The sequence below is a fragment of the Noviherbaspirillum malthae genome (assembly GCF_015352985.1).
In the GTDB taxonomy this organism is placed as follows: Bacteria; Pseudomonadota; Gammaproteobacteria; order Burkholderiales; family Burkholderiaceae_D; genus Noviherbaspirillum; species Noviherbaspirillum malthae.
Map to the genome: position 1 here is coordinate 20,743 of NZ_JACYXF010000064.1, position 16,016 is coordinate 36,758.

Consider the following 16,016-nt stretch of genomic DNA (forward strand, 5'->3'; position numbering starts at 1 on the left):
CTGGAGTCAGCTCCACGAAGTAGCATTGGTTGGAAGATCTCCTCGAGGATCATACACTGCGACCCTGTCATTTTCTTCAAGCGTCTCAGTGTAGATAACCAAGTTTGGTTTTCCAGTGAGGGACGAGTTAAAAAGGATGCCTTTGGCTTTCGCTTCAATTACGAGATCGCCAATGATCCAGCTTGGTGGTTCAACGCCTTGATCGAACCATAGATTTCGCCAGTCGCAAAAGAAGTCTTCCCAAATGGCGTCGAACCTTGTGCCGACACCGCCTCTAAAGTCAACGACAGGATTAATCTCAATCGAGTATGACACAAGTGTCGCTGGGGGCATCAATTCCGACTGCTGCTTATACTCAGCAAGTGCCGTGTGCTCATCCAGCGCCAAATAGAGAGCTGGGATACCGATCCGGTTTGCACGTCCTCCATAAGCAGCTGCACCAGCACCGCTGGTTGGCGCATGTGCCCACCTTGGCGTGTGAGCACGGTAGGCAACTGTGCTAAGAGAGGCCAGGATCATCCTGCGGCGCCTCCTTGCAGCGAATCGATATAACGCAGAAGGGCGTCAGTTTTTCCCTCCGATACTAATTCTTGTGCTGTTTTGTACCGAAAAGTTGGGATTGGGTTATTTTTGAACCAGTAGATTGCTTGTTCCACGCTGCCCGACAGATCCGTAGCGGCACGCAGCACACGGATGGTTTCACGCATATAGCGCTGGATGTTTTCAGTTGCTGGTGCGCGGTTGATCGTATTTCGGTGCACGTGAGCTTGATCGGCTAAGGTATTGAGATCAAGCTTCATCACATTAGCGTAGCGTTTCGGAGAGATGGCAGTCGGCACGTCTTTCTCGTCATGCAAGAATTCCATCAGTCCTTCGAAGTTTCTTTCAAACAACGGTGCTTCAAGCGTAGCCATAATGCCTCCAAAAGCAAACTTACTATGCACTATATTTGCACCATTTTCGCAGCATTTCAAGGGCGCTGCCGCGAATGCAAGGCTATGCGCAGGGATTTGAAGTATTCACTTACAACATAGACCTTCATTTATGTACTATTTTACATAAACCTTATTCTATTATTTTGTGAACAGCTAACTATTCCAAATAATATTTGAAATAGTTAGCTTTATGTAAAGTCAATGCGCCGGACTATACATTGAAATTAGCTTTCTAAAAGCGTCTTTCCGTATAATTCTCAGCACACCGCGCTCGCTTATCATGCTTTCTAAGGCAATAGATAAGACTTGCACGCACATCATAGGTTCTACGACCCAGCTTAGAAAAATCAAAGATGTTACTGCCCTAAATCTGTTTTGAAACGCAGCATCTTTTCCAGTTCTTTTGTCGAATCGTCCATACCTGAGCGATCTAAAGTGCAGCCATAGGATCTGAGTAGCCTCCTTACCGCGTCTATGCCATGTTTTTGAAATTCAATCGCCACGGCATAAGAAACCTTCAACAAGTCTGGAAGTATTCTTGGTACGAATATGTCGTGCAACCAAGTCCTCGCCTCTTGTATGTCTTTCCCCTCAACTATAAAGCCTAATGTGTTCCAACTTCCCCAGTGATCTGTATCAAATCCCCAGCGCCTCTTCAACTCTAATCCCGAAAGATCTGTTTGATCCAAAGATCATGGTTAGCGGGCTCAACTATAGAGTCGATTCTCACTCCTCCAGATCCAGGGCGTGAAATCGCCAGTTCAAGGTCTCCAATCTTCGCGTGGCCGCTGAAGAGATCAAAGGTACTAGTTCGCCGATGTTGAGCCTTACCATTGATAAGTACTGCCATATCCAAGCTAACCGTTGCTGCATCCAGTTCTCTTACTGTTACCGCAATCGAAATCCTGCGCGGATTGGCGACCGCCGCTTCGTCAAGCACAGCCTTGATCGGAAGCTCCTGATAGACGGTCGGCATCGCCACAGATACTAATCGGTCGTCCAACCTGGTTGAGCAGACCATTCCGGCTTCGTCGACCATGACGATGAAGCCTCCTACCGCAACCAGGTCAAAGCTGCGGCCCTTCTTGTCCTTATAGATGCCGAGCGATTCGTACTTTGCCGCCGGCGTAAGCGCCACATCGGGGGTCATTGGAGAACTGTCAATGATTTCAATTTGCTTTGGCGTTGTATAGTATTTGACTCCGTCTGCCAACGCGACGTAGTAGACAAGGTCTCCGGGTTTAAGCACATTACCCACGTTGGTTTTCCGATCCTTGGTCACGAGATTGCGACCAGTAGCTACCTGGCCCAGATCACGTAGGGAGGTCACGCGGCTAGCTTCACAGGGCTGCTGGGCCATGTTACCTGCTGAAGGTGAAATCGCCGCAATGGCCGATGTAGCTACGATCAGAGGGAGAAGTGCTGCCAGTTTCATTAAGGTGTTCGCCATACCAAATCTCTCGAAAATGCTGATAGTCAAAGGACTCAACCTTTACCGGCCGTCACTATCAAGAATGTCTCATTCTTAGGAAAAACAGGGGTAGTCACCGCACTCCAGGGGTTTTATGTAATCCACCCATTCCAAGGGTGCGTAAGGCTTGTTTTCTGGTCATAGCCGACTTACGTTGCAGGGTACTGATGGCTTCATATTCCTCATCGTTAAACGCCACTGCGTTATGACCCAATGCGTAGTCCATGGTCCTATTTATAAGCTCGATAATCTTGGGCAGCGCAACATTGTGTCTCTCAGCAAACGCTATGCTGTGACGCACGCCAAAGTCAGCAATAAGTGCAGGTGAAATACCGGCCTTGGATGCAGCAACGAACGTCTGTAATAGCGAATGAAGTAAGCTCTTAGTGTGCTTCTCATGGACTTTCTCGTATTGCAGCAGGTCTTGTATCATCGGATCACCTGTCTCGCAGAAGTCGCTTCCAATAGCCCCCAGTGCGTTCAGCAGATACGTGAGGTGAATTACCCCTCGTTCCGTCATGGCTCGGTCCTTGCGGTGTTCGTCCGAATACTCCGATGCCAACCCTGAGCAGCCGTTTTTCTTCATTAGGTCTGGATCGCCCGGAAACACTTGCGCCAAGATGAAGTAAGCTGCATCAAATAGCACCATGGCATCTTGAATCGGATCGGTTCCTAGTAAAGGTGCTAGCCGTTCGAGTGCAGCTGCTTTTCGATTCTGATGCTTTTCAGAAAGAAAGTCGTACACGCTTGCTGTGTCAAAATCTTTAGCGTCAATCATAAAATGCCTCTTCACGGATAATTAGGAAGTTAAACCAAAACGTCACTATGAAATCCGTTGACTTGGAACCGTTTTGGCGGCCTTCAATGTTCAGGCCAAAGTACACTAGGAATGGCAAACCGAGTTCTTACCGTTTTGTTTAGCGCTATACATGGCTTGGTCGGCACGGGCAACAGCAGTACCGAGTGATTCGCCAGGTATTACCGCTGTAATACCAAGTGACAGCGTAACGCCGTGCAGATCTGCAATTAGCGCCCTACTCCGCAGTCTTTCGGCAACGATTTTCGCGTCTGTACTGTCGGTGCGTGGTAGCAGAATGGCAAATTCATCGCCACCCCAGCGACATGCGACGTCCACCGAACGTATACCTTCGCTGATGACTCGGGCCACCTTGCGCAAAACATCGTCGCCAGCAGCATGTCCCATTTGGTCATTGACACGTTTGAAATTGTCGCAATCGATCAGAATGACGGTGTTCAATCCTTTGCTCATCCGATCAAATTCCATTTCGAACGCGCCGCGTCTGAACACCCCGGTAAGCTTATCCATACGGGCCTTTTCCCATAGATCGCCAACCATATTGTTTAGCGCATTCATTGAATATGGATTACAAGAGCCCTGCTTTGCGATCTCGGATACGAGGCCGTGGGCAAATTCGGCGGCCACCAGGTATGACGATCCTTTCTCAACCAACACGGAGATCATTCCTGCACAGAACGCATCTCCAACACCGAGCACATTTGCGATTTCCCGAAGCTCCGGCGGCGGAATGAGTACGACTTCCCCTTGCGGCATGAAGACGCTGCTACCCCGTACGCCATAGGTGACAAAGAGAGGCGCATCGAGCGCAGACGCGACTTCTGTTGGCGTCGAAGCCGCCAAGGAACGCATAAGGCGATCACATTCGGCTTGGTTCAAGAAGGCGCCGGCGAGCAAGCGTGCGCAAGGCAGGATCCGGTCGGCCTTGTCTTCCGAGACCGCTAGAGCGTAGATCGGTATCCCTGCCCTGTTGGCTGCTACCGCAATCTCGCGCATGGTATTAGCACGGAGATTTGCCTCGATGATGACGCAGTCGACGCCGTCCATCGCTTGTTCGATACGATTGCGGTCAAAGTGGTGATTTTCGACCGGCATCGCCGAAACTGCCGAGCTGAGGTCCCCATCAGCGGTCAGCTGGGCGACAAAGGCCGCCAGCGGCATCCCCGGGATTTCGTCAGCGATCAGGTCGACGCCGCTGGCCACGATATGGCCCGCCATCAGTTTTGAGGTCGATGCATCGCTCCAGGCGGTAAGCAGTCGGACATCAGCACCGATTTTGCGAAGGCAGAAAGCGACATTGCATGCCGTTCCGCCCACTTCGATGGAAACTTCCCCGATGCGGTCCTTATGGCTCGACTCGGTGTGTGGTCGGGCGAGAATGTCCAGATGCGCCGATCCGGCTACTAAAAATTTCATGGGCCGCTCCTACTCGTCGCTGACCAGGTCAAAAATCATGAACAGGGGGATCTTGCTATGGATAGTGTGGAAGCCCGGAGCGATGTTCACCGCTTGCGGTACCGGTGGCGGCTCGACAAAGGCGCGGATACGCAGCCCTGACGCCAAAATGTCCGCCATGATTGCGCCAAGGGGACGGTGGTAGTAAGAGACCGTCATGTTGCCAAACCAGACGTCATCGATGCGTCTAGTGCCAAGATAGTCACCGTGAACCGTTGGCTCCCCGGCTTTGGGCCGAATATAGCCCATCGTAAAGGTATCTTCCGATGGCGTACGGCTCACGAGCGACCCCCATTTGATGGGATGATGAGTGCTAAACAGGTAGTTCCCTCCCGGCTTGAGGACGCGCTTTACCTCCGTCAGGATCGGTTGCCACTGCTCCGCATAGTGCATCGTGAGGGAGGAATAAACCGTGTCGAAGGATTGATCGGCAAACCGCGACAGGTCCTCCATCGGGCAAACATGGAATGTCGCCTCCGGATAATTGTTACCCGCGGTGGCGATCAAGCCCTCGGAGACATCGATGCCGACGATATCGGCTTGTCGGGCCCTCTTATAGAGCAGCAGCGCCAGCTCCTCGCCCGATCCGCAGCCAATTGCGAGAATTTTCTTGCCTGATAAGTCGGGCAGCAGGCTGGCCATGGCCGGCTTTTCCAGCAAAGAATGGGCGTGATTGTTGCCTGAGGCAAGTCGTAGCGACCATTCTTCGGCGTGCTCGTTGTAAGCCTGAGCTGCGTCGACCATCTTCTCTCCCCTTTTTCAATTCACCACGGTTGGCATATCCGTAAGGTAAAAGAGGAAAAATCATGCAAAGAAGCAAATGCTCACGGAAATTCGGGAGCATTTGAAGTTCGCGGGATGTCGGCTACTTGCCGGCTGGAGCCGTTACCCTTACCTTCGCCTGTACATAGCCAAGGATGGCTTTCTTCTCGAAGTGACCAAGATACTGGCTCACGGTCTCCTGATCAGTCCGTTTCGCCAGTTCGAGGATCGCGAAGGTATTGCGGAGGCTTCGGCTGCCCGAATGCTTGAGCTGGATGTCAGCCGCTGCCAGCGTCTGCTTGACGCTGCGCCATAACGTCATGTTCGTAATGGGGCGGGCGCCATCTACCGACGCAGGGAATAGTAGCGTTTTGGGGATCTTCATCGCTCGTCGACGGGCAAGCCAGGAGAGCACCTCCGGCGCGGCGAATGCCCGAAGCACAGTCCAGTGCTCCTTGTGAATGCCCTCCTTCTTACGCGGCACGAAGATCTTCAGATTCCCCTCCTCGTCCGGATCCGTCTGCACCGATGACACCTTTAGCGTCAGGACTTCCGATGCTTTCAGGCCGGCGCCAACCAGGATGGCGAGCATGGCGCGGTCACGCTGCCGTTTCCACTGTGCCGGTGTATCGCCAACCTGGGGTAGCGAAGCCATGAACGCCTTAACCTGCTTCTGTGTTAGGGCCTGTTTATCATGCTCCCGTCCAAGCTGCGGCCGCTTCTCGCCGCCCTTGGTCAAGAACACGGTTGCCGGATTGAGGTTGCCGGGAGCCTGCAGATGCTTGTAGACGCGCTCGAGCAAAAGGACGTAGCGCTGCCTGATCAGGCTCGTAAGCTTCTTGCGCCTGCGCCCTTCAAGATGGAGGGGCGAATCCAGGAACAGTTCGAGATCAGTCGCACCGATGTCGAAAAGGCGCTTTTTCGACAGATCGAGCCACATGACGTACTTCCGGAACATCGAGCGATAGAGTCGGATTGTCGTAGTGCTAAGGCCGTAGGCACGGCCCCAAGAATCCCTGACCGGCTGTCGGCGCCCAAGATTGAGGAAGGTTTCGGACTCGACCAATTCGTCGAATGCTCGGACTGGCGACGTCAGCCATTTGCGCTTTTGTGCTTGTGTCAATGCCATTGCCCCTCCCTCACGATTGTCGGAAATTGCTAATGCCATTATAGCAATTGTTATAAACGTTCTGGCCTTTTCCTACCAACCGAAACTGGGCGCGACCTGCGGCTACCTCGTCTACCTCCCTTATTACACATACACACCCTAATGGCCCCCAAAACCTGGGTAACTTATGTATGCGCGGGCGGCGGAGATCGAGTTATCGGGGGCGTTCGGGCGTAAGAGGCTGCTATGGCCTGCCGCCAGCCCGTTTATAACAAAATAGCTCTATGCAATCGTAGTAAAGGAACAGTGACATGCCGCCCTACGGCTGGCGGTGACTTCTAGGGATGGGGGTGAACGTGCGCTGCCTGCAGATCAGAGGGAGGGATAACCGCATGGAGGTTGCCGGATGGGATCGTGACCCTTTGGTGAGAGGAACTTGCTGTAATGTCATCAATGAAGTAGCCTTGGGCGAAGTCCACTTCAAGTGAATGGGCGAGCTCGAATAGAGCCTCATTCTCGATGCATTCGGCCACCGTCAGAATCCCCCGCTCTTTCCAGTGGCGCACGAGGCTGTAAAGCGTATCGGCTGCGTCCCGTCTTACCAACGCACTACGCAGCAGCTCGCCATCAAGTTTGATGACGCTGATACCGTCAAGGGTAAACAGCCGCTGAAGTCCGTCCTGGCCAGCACCAAAATCGTCAAGCGCCAGCTTCACGCCCTCCTTCGCCAGCGCGTTGATCTTTGCGGCGAGAAGCACCCCCTCATCCGCGGTGGTCCTCGCTTCACTCAACTCCACAACAATCTGGTGTTTGCCGCTGGCATTGACAAGAGCATCATGGACATCGCCCAACAGTGTCTCGTTGGCCATGTTGATGAAAAGGCGTGGGAATTGCAATGTCGTCCCGCTGAGATAGCGAAGCAATGCGGCGTCGACAACTGACCAGGCGCCCAACCGAGGTCCGCGATACAGCAGCTCGTAACCGTACGGCCGACCATCAGCGAGCCTGACGATCGGCTGGAGCAGGAACTTCAAGGGCGTTGCCGCGAGGGCGTGATCTTCGATGACGAGATATTGAGCAGGTTCGCGGCGCATGTCGATATTGGGCAGGTTGACGGGTTTGGGGCAACACCTCAATTGTCAGCTTGCCCATACCCCTTGAACGTGCGAATCACTATCGAAATACCGAAACATTCTCACGAATCGCATGCCGAATCGGGGCGGTTTCACGCGGCCTAAGCGTCGCTGCGGGGATAAGGTTCGGTATCTCATAACAGCACCTGAATATCGTGGACGAACTTGAACAGCAACTTGGATACGTTTTCAAGGATAAGGGGAATCTTGCCACTGCCCTGACCCATAAGAGCTGTGGCGCGGCTAACAACGAGCGCTTGGAATTCCTCGGCGACAGCATCCTAAACTTTGTGGCGGCGGACCTCATTTTTGAGAAGTTTCCTAAACTTCCCGAAGGCGAGATGTCCCGCCTGCGGGCCAATCTTGTGCGAGAGGAAACCCTGGCCAGGATCGCGGGCAGATTAGCGCTGCCACAATCCCTTAAATGCGTCGAACTCACACCGGGCTCCGTTGCCAGAGCAACCGCCTTTGCTGACGCCTTAGAGGCCATTTTCGCTGCGATCTACAAGGAAGCTGGTTACGAGATTGCTCGCGCCGTCATTCGCCGGCAACTCATCACGGTCCTTCGCAACGGCGAGGCGACGCTGGTAAAAGATGCGAAGACCAGATTGCAGGAACTCCTCCAAGCATTCGGCCATCCTCTCCCGAAATACGAGGTCGTAAGGACCAACGAGATCGGCGCCGAGGAACTTCGATTTGAGGTTGCGTGCTCCGTCGAGGTGCTGCGCATAAACACGATCGGGTTTGGGCGGACCCGCAAAGCGGCCGAGTTCGAGGCAGCGCAGAAGGCCGTAAAGCTGGTTCAGTCGCATCGTCTTTGAAGCAACGGCCATGTCACTACTCCAGATTGCTCCCGATTCGGAAGACCTGCTGGCACCATCTCGGCGCCGCTTTCTGCTTGCGGCCGCCGGTGCGGTGGCAAGCGTTACCTATCCATCCCTTGGTATTGCAACTGACTTCTGGTCGCAGCCGCGCGAACTATGGCTTACCCGACCGGCCACCGGTGAGTCGGTACGGGAAGTCTATTGGGCCGATGGTCAACTCGTGCTGCCGGGCTATTATCGCATCTGCCAGCTGCTCCGCGATGTGCGTATAAATCAAGCGGTGCAATTCGACATCATCACCCTCGATATCGCGCGAGGCATATACGGCTGGTTGCAAAGCTTCGGTATCAATAGACCGATCATCGTCAATTCAGGATACCGGCACCCTTCCACCAACGCGGGAATTGAAGGAGCCGCCCGAAGCAGCCTTCATACGAGGGCGCAAGCGTTAGATGTGCGTATTGAGGGTGTCAGCTCCGAGTCTGTTGCCCGGTTCGGACTATACCTTGCTGGCGGCGGCGTCGGATTCTATCCCGGCAAGAATTTTACTCACGTTGACCGCGGTCGCGTAAGGTACTGGCGCGGTTAGACCAATGCGTTCGGCCGGTAAAGATTAAGGTCCGGCCCGCAGACGTCCATGCGCTGCGGTCCGGTCCACAAAGCTGGACCAGCGTGGCATTTCTTCCTACGCTATGGCGGGTTCCCTCCTTCCTGTGTCCATACTTTTCACCCGTGACGTCAGGATTGACCAGGCGTCCGGATTTCTTCCTCCCCCTTTGACTTGCACTAAAAGCACGGCAATCGCTTCCACTATGGGCCAGAGATACTTTATCGACCTTTGCACGACTGGCGCGATGAACGTGGCGATGCGTCCTGCTAGCTCAAGAAGTCGAGGCGCCGCGATCCGGACGCCGGCAAGAATCAACAAATCATAGATCAGTGTCATCATCGCCCCCTTAACTGGCGAGTTATAGCTGCGGCTGCAGGTTGGTGAAGAGCGCTCAACAATATGATATCCATCGCTATGCAGGAAGGAACTGAGCCTCTCATTTGGAACTTGTCCATGAGTTCTCCTAAGTGGTTGGTCTGATTAGTGCGGCTAAGGTAAAAATGCGCAAGCCGCAAGCTGATAGAGCGACGCTGCACCACATAGATTCGCATCAGAGTAGGCATGTTTGATCCTGGCCAGTCGTATCGACGAACAACGGAAACCGTCATGATGCGAATGACGGAATCGCTACGTTGCGAAGACCAGACCGTTCTTGGCTCTCTGGGTGGAACGACTACTGGGATCGAAAGCGATCCGCTTCAGGCGATCTAGCACGCCCGGCCTAGTGAAAGGAGCGCAGCATACTCCATCGCGGTGTTGTACTGGATAACGACCGCTTTAGGGACGTGGGGGCGGTAACACGGGGAGGTGCTCGCTTGCCACTGCGTTCCATGAGACTAGCGGAATGCGCGTCTCGTGATACCAATTGATCCGCGCTGCCTTGCTGTCCAGATATTCGGATGTCGACATACCCCATACCTCCACGGCTGTCCGGGGCTTGGTAGCAAGTAAGAGGAAGTCAGGCCGGCGCTTCCCTGTAGTCTCATTCTCTTCGCCATGCAAGGGCTTCACGAAGATACGTGATTGTCGAATTAGGTAACGCTCCATTTCCAGCTCATAGCTACTTTCCACCGGAATGAGGCTGTTGCTCGCCACAAGCGCGGCGACGTCCACACAATGCCACCATCCGTTGCTGCCGGGCTCGATACAGAACAGGCATATGACATTTGCGTCGGGATTAGAGAGCGAGGCCCTTGCGAACGCCCGCGTATCCAAGAAACGATCTAACTGTGCTTTTTTGATGAGCACCTTGGGCAGCGCAGCAAAATCTTGAAGCGGAAGCAGAAATGTTTCCTTCGCAAGCTGCGCCTGTGTGGGCGCTTTCAGCCGTGCGAGTAAATATAGGCGGGACGGATGGCGGGCGCCACGCTCAAGAACCGCCCCGTTATGTGCTTGCGCATTGCGGCTATGTGATGGCGCCCCGACCAATAGAAAGTCGGCCAACGACTCGCCAGATTTGCGCACTACAAACTTGCTGGCTGCGTGAAGGAATCGTAAGGATCCATTGAACCAAGTGCAGTCCTTGCCTCGGTACATGTTGAGGTTGGCGACACGCCATACTCGATTGAACAAAGCACTATCGGACGCTTTACCTCTAGTCTGTGCCCTTGCGCGCTTCACCGCACCAACCTCCGTACTCGACCTGGCGCTGCTAGCATCTGCGGAGAGCCCAAGTGGCCTTGACAGATGGACACGAACGCAACCATTCTCTAGCTCCCGAAAGGCAGCGCTCACCCTTGAAGACCTGCCATCCTCGAAATGCTCCGAGAAAAAGCGACATTCAGCATGATGCTCCCAGTTCGTTCCCTTCCATCTAGCAAGGCCATAATGGGCTAGACCTCGCCCTGTACTATAGTGGCGAATCACAAGAGGTATCAGTTCTTCCCGGTCACATAGGCAATAGGTAACCTCCTTCCGGTGACCGAAGGCCAATTGCTTTACCCACAGTGGATTGGTCGCGACTTGTTCATCTGCAGAGAATGTAGAGCCAGCGATCCGAACCGGAAAAACATGCACTGTCATCGGCACAAACTTCTCTTATATGACATATCTTCCATGTATGCAGGGGTTTTTGAAGACAAAGCAGTGAATAAAATCAGAGACTTAGAGCAGAAAACAGCGCGGCAGCTTGGCCGCGTTAAAATAGATGGCAAATCATGCAAAAACGTCAACGCACATGGTCCCAGTATGGTGATCATTTTTTGGAGCCGAAGAGCTCACTCGTTGTGCGGCGATGCAAGTGTGCACCAGATTTCCATCATTTCCTCGACGGTCGGAGCGTATGGCGGCTCCAACCCCGGTCTCCGTTCTCGCAACACATCACGTCAAAGTCAGCAATGATGTTGGCTATCAGCCCCTGGACAGTGACCTTCCAACGTCAGCCCGTTTTGCGATTCAACGTTGGCTTCTTGAGATTGCGCTGCTGCGTCTCTTGTAAATTTATGATTGTCAAATACAAAATTTTTCAAGCGGCCAAACGCTGCGAAGAACAAGGCGCAGTTATCCACCGCCACCTCAGCCATCTCGCTATTTAGCATTTTTGCCAATGCTCGATCGACGTCAACCAAGGCCTCAATCATCATTTTGTCTTCCTCGCAAAAGACCTTATGACTTACCGTATCACTTAGTGCCTTAGCTGGCATCTCTAGTTTTTGACTGATACCAATGAGAGCCTGTGCTTCCTCTTGCAGGTCGACGAGTAAAGCTCGAATCCGCAGCTGATTTTCAAATCGCAGTCGCTTGTGAAACATCTTCGCGACTACAACATTGACGTCCTTGCGTAAGGTCTGCGAAATTTGCCAAGTGTAGACCTTGTTCGTTACCACTTCCTCATGCCTAGCCTTAACCGCCAATACGCGGTCCACACCCTTCACGACCAATCCCTTGCTGGACTTGTTCAGATCAATCACAACATTCCCCTAATAGGTAGATATAGACAATCACTACTACGTAATTCCTAGCTCTTCTCCAAGTTGCCGCGCCGTCTTCGTCAACTTTTTCTGGCCTGTCAGAATCAGCTTGAGCTGGGAGTACGGAGCCATAGCTTCATTGAAGTGGTGAGTACGCTCCTCTCTTGTGATTAGACCATCGATCACAGCGCACTTCAATCGCATCATGGCGGCGTCAGCCGTGACTAAGGTCCGGTAGATATGATTGGATTCCGCACTAATGATTCTCACTGGTGTCACATACTCCGCGGGTATTTCACGCGTAACCTCATACATGCTTGATTTTCCCACTAAATATTCGCCGTGCAAGATGAATTCCGTGATCAATTCGCGGACAACCGAGCGCTCCGGCGGAGACCAGATGCTGCACGCTCTATACAGCTTTTGTGACACAAGATTGAAGTCTCGCCGCAAGATCCGGTCAACCTCCCACGATGTAACCCGTGCCTCAAGCCTCATTTCCCTGGTAGCACGTACCCCTTCAACGCGGTCCAGATAACGCAAGATCTTGCCGCCTGCTGTCTTAAATGTATTTTGACTGCCATTGTCCATGGTATTCGTCACATAAATATCCCTACTTGGCATTTTTGAACAGACAATGCAGCGAACCTCGTGAAAACCGGAGTGAATTTGCGAACGATTCGTAGGTGGCGAGCCGAACGGAGGTGGTTTGGCCACCTGCCAGGTGATACCCGCAATTTTCCTGACGATCCGAAGATACTCAAGCGGAGGATGTTTGCCAGAGTTGCGTCGCCAAACCTTTACGGCTAATATTGTGTCGCCGCTCTGCGGTCAGGAATCAGAACATTTACGCTCCTCATCAGGAAGCGCTTATAAGGCAACCCAAGTCCTTGCCGGATCATTTCGATCCTCTATCATGCGGGACGGTTCTCCCTCGGGCACCCAGCATAACGTGTCGCGGATTGCCATAGGAACCGCGTATTAAACCTCATCTCTGCTATTGCGTTATGTGCTGACAGGCATATCGCATGGTTTTCCACTACTTGCTGTAGCGGAAAGCCGGTCAAACGGCGAACTCCTTTACTGCTCCGTTACACGGAATTTTTTAGGAGACCTCGATGGCACACCCCCCTGGTGACGCTCAATCTATAAATTCTGACCTGCCCTCCCCAAAGCCCAAGGTAGTCCTCGGCCGGCGCGTGTATTCGGCCCTAGGTTGGACCCGAAAAGACCAAATCTGGTTTATGGGTCAGCGAATCGGACAGATCACACTCTCTCACAACGATCGCCCTGGAACGACCATTGCCCTCAATGGACGCAGGCATCCTGGGCGCGCGGTCGCCTGGTGTACGCACCAATTCATTACGGCCGAGATCAAGAAGCACCAACATTCTTTCAGGCTTGCCGCTTGATAGCACTTCTGCTCTCACTAAGCATAGTGCCGTACCTACCCTACCTACCTTTCAAAGGGAATCATTATGTCGAAGACCGTAGTACGCAATAACATCGCCGATGAAATCATGGGTGTGCCTCGCCTCATTACTTCGTATGACTATATCTTTCATCTACGTAGCAGTGATGGATGGCGTCAGTGGGATACGAATCGTGACTCATCGGGTTTTGGAATATGGTCGAACGACGTTGTCCTGCATCTGTTTGTTTTCGAAGGTGAACAACGCGTTCTCTATGTCGCGCACGATCCACGGACGTACCACGAGTTGGTGAAGCACTTGAGAGACACCTACTCGATAGTGGACACCAACAGCGATCTGAAGGTTTACGCCGAGGGTGAACATACATTCACTTTCCTGTGTTCTCGCCCTGTGGTGGCGGTGGCCAGTTTGTAGACCCCCCAATATCTCGGTCCTCTCTCGCTTTTGTGGAAGAGGACCGCTTCCACCTGCTTTCTCCTGCGGCCTGCAGCAGAAAGCTCCATGCGAGCAATCTCCATTTTCACAACCGCGCCGCGGTAACTTTGGAGAGCAATGTCTGAAATTGAATCTTTGAACGTCGCCTCAATGCGAGGCCAACCGCAAGCCGCATCGCTAGTGCCAACCGAACCACTACTTTATCGGTATGCCATCCGCCGGTTGAATGCTGGCTCCGGGAAGTACGGTCCTTGCGAAGTATGCCGTACTCATGCGAGCGAAATGTTTTACCAGATGGAGGAACGTCAGTTCCACTACAACGGCAAGCGTCATTGGACAAGCCATGAATGCCATAGCAGATTTGGTCATGAAAGTTGTTTGATTTCGAAGCGGCATGCGGGGCACTCTGTGGTTCCGCTCCACCACATGCAAGCCTGAGCTAGCTACTGATCCTAGGGTAGCTTGCGAATGCAACAAGGGCCGTCCTCCGTAAGGGGCAGGACGGCCCACTGTGGGTATCTCCTACCCAGAGTGGGCCGCCTTGCCCAGCCACGTATGGAGGAATTTATGTCTTTGAACACTAATGATTGCTTCAAATGGATGATTGATGCGGGAGTGCCCCCGATGGAGGTGTTGTGGCTCCAGAGAATGCAGGGCTCCGAAAAGCTGAAACATCCAGTGGCGGTACGACGCGTTGAGGAGATGATGAAGGTTGCCACTGCCGGCTTGTTAGGCATGGTCAACTACCGCTCTCCCCAGACACTCGTCCGTCAATGAAGCGGCAGGGCGCAGCTCCGGACACGGAGCTGCCGCTTGCTCCAACCACCACAAGACTGCCCAATCATCTCGTGATTGGTTAGTTTTCCACCACCGCCTTGCGGTATGCCTTCCGTTAGCTATACGGCGGGTTCTCAACACTAACGGCCTTACCAGGGCCCCCTTCACGACAGGAGAATCAATTGCAAGACAAACAACGAGCGGTTAAAGTGGCGGCAAGTTTGCCAACACCTCCTCCGGAGACTGCCATGAAAAGTTTCACCATCACCTTGGAAGACATCAACTCCGCCTTTGGAATCTCTGCGGAGACCCTCAGTGCGATTGCCAAAAGCTATGGTGTATCAGAGGAACAGATCATTATGCGCGCCCTTACTCAGTGGGCGAAAACGGAAATCCCCGACCTGGATCTGGACACGCCTCATTTGTCCCAGGACCAACTCAACATCCTTCTCGAAAGGCGCCGGAAGCTTGGCGCATCAGACGAAGCAAATTCACCCTCATTGCACGACATGTTCAAGCAAATGGCGAGGGAGCAAGGAGCCGCAGATGAAAATGATGCAATGCTCAAGCCTCCGCATGGGGGCAATTCTTAGAGCATGGTGGCCTGAAGATCCTAAGCGGATCGCACCAGGTCCAAAGTTTCGGCCCGTCCTATTCTTGGCCGCGACTGAAATGCAAGGTATTCCACACCTAGTGGTGGCCTATGGCACCACGAAAACACAGCAACACAAAGAGAACCGGGACGGAGCCGATATTTTCGTCAAGGTGACCGATGAAGGCTCAATCACTTTAAACGCCGACACCCGCTTCGACTTCAGCCAGCTTAGGGCGTTACCAGCTACGGCAGAATTCTTCAATAGCAATCATCACAGCGCCATTCTCAAAACCAGTGAACTGCCGCCTAGCCTCTATCCGCAAGCAATTGTGGCAATGAAGTGCGCTAACGTTCCCAGAGCATTGGCACGTTATGGCATTTCACTATAGTCTCCACGAAGGTACACACCTTCCTGATCCCGCCAGGGATTGGAAAGGCCCTTTGCAACCATCGCTAAACGGCAAACTCAGGCAGTTGCTTTTCTAGTTGTTATCGTGCAATATATGCATTGCCGCTCTGCGGTCAGTAACTTCCATACATCGCGGCAGACACCATCACTGGCGTTTGTTAAGCGCATACAATTTCTTGTAGGTAGATGTGCAGACTTTCTTCACACTAATTCCCTACTAGTGGGTCATTTGGCAACGAAAGCGGGATAAAGCGGTCAAACGTTAAGATCGCTGTAGGAGGCCACTATGAGCCGCGTTCGAAAAAACCCACTACGCTCACTGACTGATGAAGAACGGCAGGTT

Annotated in this window: 19 protein-coding genes; 6 read left to right on the forward strand and 13 right to left on the reverse strand. The window is 53.0% G+C overall.

The features are described 5' to 3' along the window. Positions 1–6: 6 nt before the first annotated feature. The 9 genes from IGW03_RS31105 to IGW03_RS31145 form a co-directional block, all read right to left on the reverse strand. Positions 7–519, reverse strand: a complete 513-nt coding sequence (locus IGW03_RS31105; RefSeq protein ID WP_194726340.1) for an RES family NAD+ phosphorylase — start codon at positions 517–519, stop codon at positions 7–9. After that, positions 516–914, reverse strand: coding sequence for a DUF2384 domain-containing protein (locus IGW03_RS31110; protein ID WP_194726341.1), 399 nt, complete (start codon positions 912–914; stop codon positions 516–518). Before IGW03_RS31110 ends, IGW03_RS31105 begins: the two co-directional genes overlap by 4 nt. Positions 915–1,291: 377 nt before the next feature. After that, positions 1,292–1,624 carry a hypothetical protein gene (locus tag IGW03_RS31115; protein WP_194726342.1) on the reverse strand — a complete coding sequence of 111 codons (333 nt, stop codon included), beginning with the start codon at positions 1,622–1,624 and terminating at the stop codon, positions 1,292–1,294. Further along, the gene (locus tag IGW03_RS31120; protein WP_194726343.1) at positions 1,597–2,415 is read right to left on the reverse strand and encodes a hypothetical protein; all 819 of its coding nucleotides are present in this window, start codon (positions 2,413–2,415) and stop codon (positions 1,597–1,599) included. The genes IGW03_RS31115 and IGW03_RS31120 overlap by 28 nt, the downstream gene beginning before the upstream one ends. A 64-nt stretch (positions 2,416–2,479) precedes the next feature. Next, positions 2,480–3,184: a hypothetical protein gene (locus tag IGW03_RS31125; RefSeq protein WP_194726344.1), complete on the reverse strand. Its 705-nt coding sequence runs from the start codon at positions 3,182–3,184 to the stop codon at positions 2,480–2,482. A 105-nt stretch (positions 3,185–3,289) separates the two neighbouring features. Continuing rightward, entirely contained in the window at positions 3,290–4,639 is a 1,350-nt protein-coding gene (locus IGW03_RS31130; protein ID WP_194726345.1) for a PfkB family carbohydrate kinase, read from the reverse strand. A 9-nt stretch (positions 4,640–4,648) separates the two neighbouring features. Beyond that, positions 4,649–5,422, reverse strand: coding sequence for a class I SAM-dependent methyltransferase (locus tag IGW03_RS31135; protein ID WP_194726346.1), 774 nt, complete (start codon positions 5,420–5,422; stop codon positions 4,649–4,651). 121 nt (positions 5,423–5,543) lie between these two features. After that, positions 5,544–6,569, reverse strand: coding sequence for a tyrosine-type recombinase/integrase (locus IGW03_RS31140; RefSeq protein WP_194726347.1), 1,026 nt, complete (start codon positions 6,567–6,569; stop codon positions 5,544–5,546). 317 nt (positions 6,570–6,886) lie between these two features. Beyond that, the gene (locus IGW03_RS31145) at positions 6,887–7,642 is read right to left on the reverse strand and encodes an EAL domain-containing protein (RefSeq protein ID WP_194726348.1); all 756 of its coding nucleotides are present in this window, start codon (positions 7,640–7,642) and stop codon (positions 6,887–6,889) included. 194 nt (positions 7,643–7,836) lie between these two features. On the opposite strand from IGW03_RS31145, the gene rnc reads away from it, so the two are divergent. Both rnc and IGW03_RS31155 read left to right on the forward strand, forming a co-directional pair. Beyond that, positions 7,837–8,502 carry a ribonuclease III gene (rnc, locus tag IGW03_RS31150; protein WP_194726349.1) on the forward strand — a complete coding sequence of 222 codons (666 nt, stop codon included), beginning with the start codon at positions 7,837–7,839 and terminating at the stop codon, positions 8,500–8,502. A gap of 10 nt (positions 8,503–8,512) precedes the next feature. After that, positions 8,513–9,094, forward strand: coding sequence for a YcbK family protein (locus IGW03_RS31155; RefSeq protein WP_194726350.1), 582 nt, complete (start codon positions 8,513–8,515; stop codon positions 9,092–9,094). A gap of 96 nt (positions 9,095–9,190) precedes the next feature. Here the strand turns inward: IGW03_RS31155 and IGW03_RS31160 are convergent, their stop codons facing one another. The 4 genes from IGW03_RS31160 to IGW03_RS31175 all read right to left on the reverse strand — a co-directional run bounded on the left by IGW03_RS31160 (position 9,191) and on the right by IGW03_RS31175 (position 12,627). Next, positions 9,191–9,454 (reverse strand): hypothetical protein, encoded by a 264-nt coding sequence (locus tag IGW03_RS31160; protein WP_194726351.1) that lies wholly within the window; start codon positions 9,452–9,454, stop codon positions 9,191–9,193. A gap of 438 nt (positions 9,455–9,892) precedes the next feature. Further along, entirely contained in the window at positions 9,893–11,137 is a 1,245-nt protein-coding gene (locus IGW03_RS31165) for a DUF1173 family protein (protein ID WP_194726352.1), read from the reverse strand. Positions 11,138–11,445: 308 nt separating this feature from the next. Continuing rightward, entirely contained in the window at positions 11,446–12,024 is a 579-nt protein-coding gene (locus tag IGW03_RS31170) for a hypothetical protein (RefSeq protein WP_194726353.1), read from the reverse strand. Between the two features lie 36 nt (positions 12,025–12,060). Next, positions 12,061–12,627 carry a hypothetical protein gene (locus IGW03_RS31175; RefSeq protein ID WP_194726354.1) on the reverse strand — a complete coding sequence of 189 codons (567 nt, stop codon included), beginning with the start codon at positions 12,625–12,627 and terminating at the stop codon, positions 12,061–12,063. A gap of 875 nt (positions 12,628–13,502) precedes the next feature. On the opposite strand from IGW03_RS31175, the gene IGW03_RS31180 reads away from it, so the two are divergent. The 4 genes from IGW03_RS31180 (at position 13,503) to IGW03_RS31195 (ending at position 15,653) form a co-directional block, all read left to right on the forward strand. Continuing rightward, positions 13,503–13,871 (forward strand): O-fucosyltransferase family protein, encoded by a 369-nt coding sequence (locus IGW03_RS31180; protein WP_194726355.1) that lies wholly within the window; start codon positions 13,503–13,505, stop codon positions 13,869–13,871. Positions 13,872–14,459: 588 nt separating this feature from the next. Beyond that, the gene (locus IGW03_RS31185) at positions 14,460–14,669 is read left to right on the forward strand and encodes a hypothetical protein (RefSeq protein ID WP_194726356.1); all 210 of its coding nucleotides are present in this window, start codon (positions 14,460–14,462) and stop codon (positions 14,667–14,669) included. A 182-nt stretch (positions 14,670–14,851) separates the two neighbouring features. Continuing rightward, positions 14,852–15,262 (forward strand): hypothetical protein, encoded by a 411-nt coding sequence (locus IGW03_RS31190; protein WP_194726357.1) that lies wholly within the window; start codon positions 14,852–14,854, stop codon positions 15,260–15,262. Next, on the forward strand, positions 15,216–15,653 hold the full coding sequence (locus tag IGW03_RS31195; protein WP_194726358.1) for a hypothetical protein: 438 nt from the start codon (positions 15,216–15,218) through the stop codon (positions 15,651–15,653). Before IGW03_RS31190 ends, IGW03_RS31195 begins: the two co-directional genes overlap by 47 nt. Positions 15,654–16,016 lie beyond the last annotated feature (363 nt).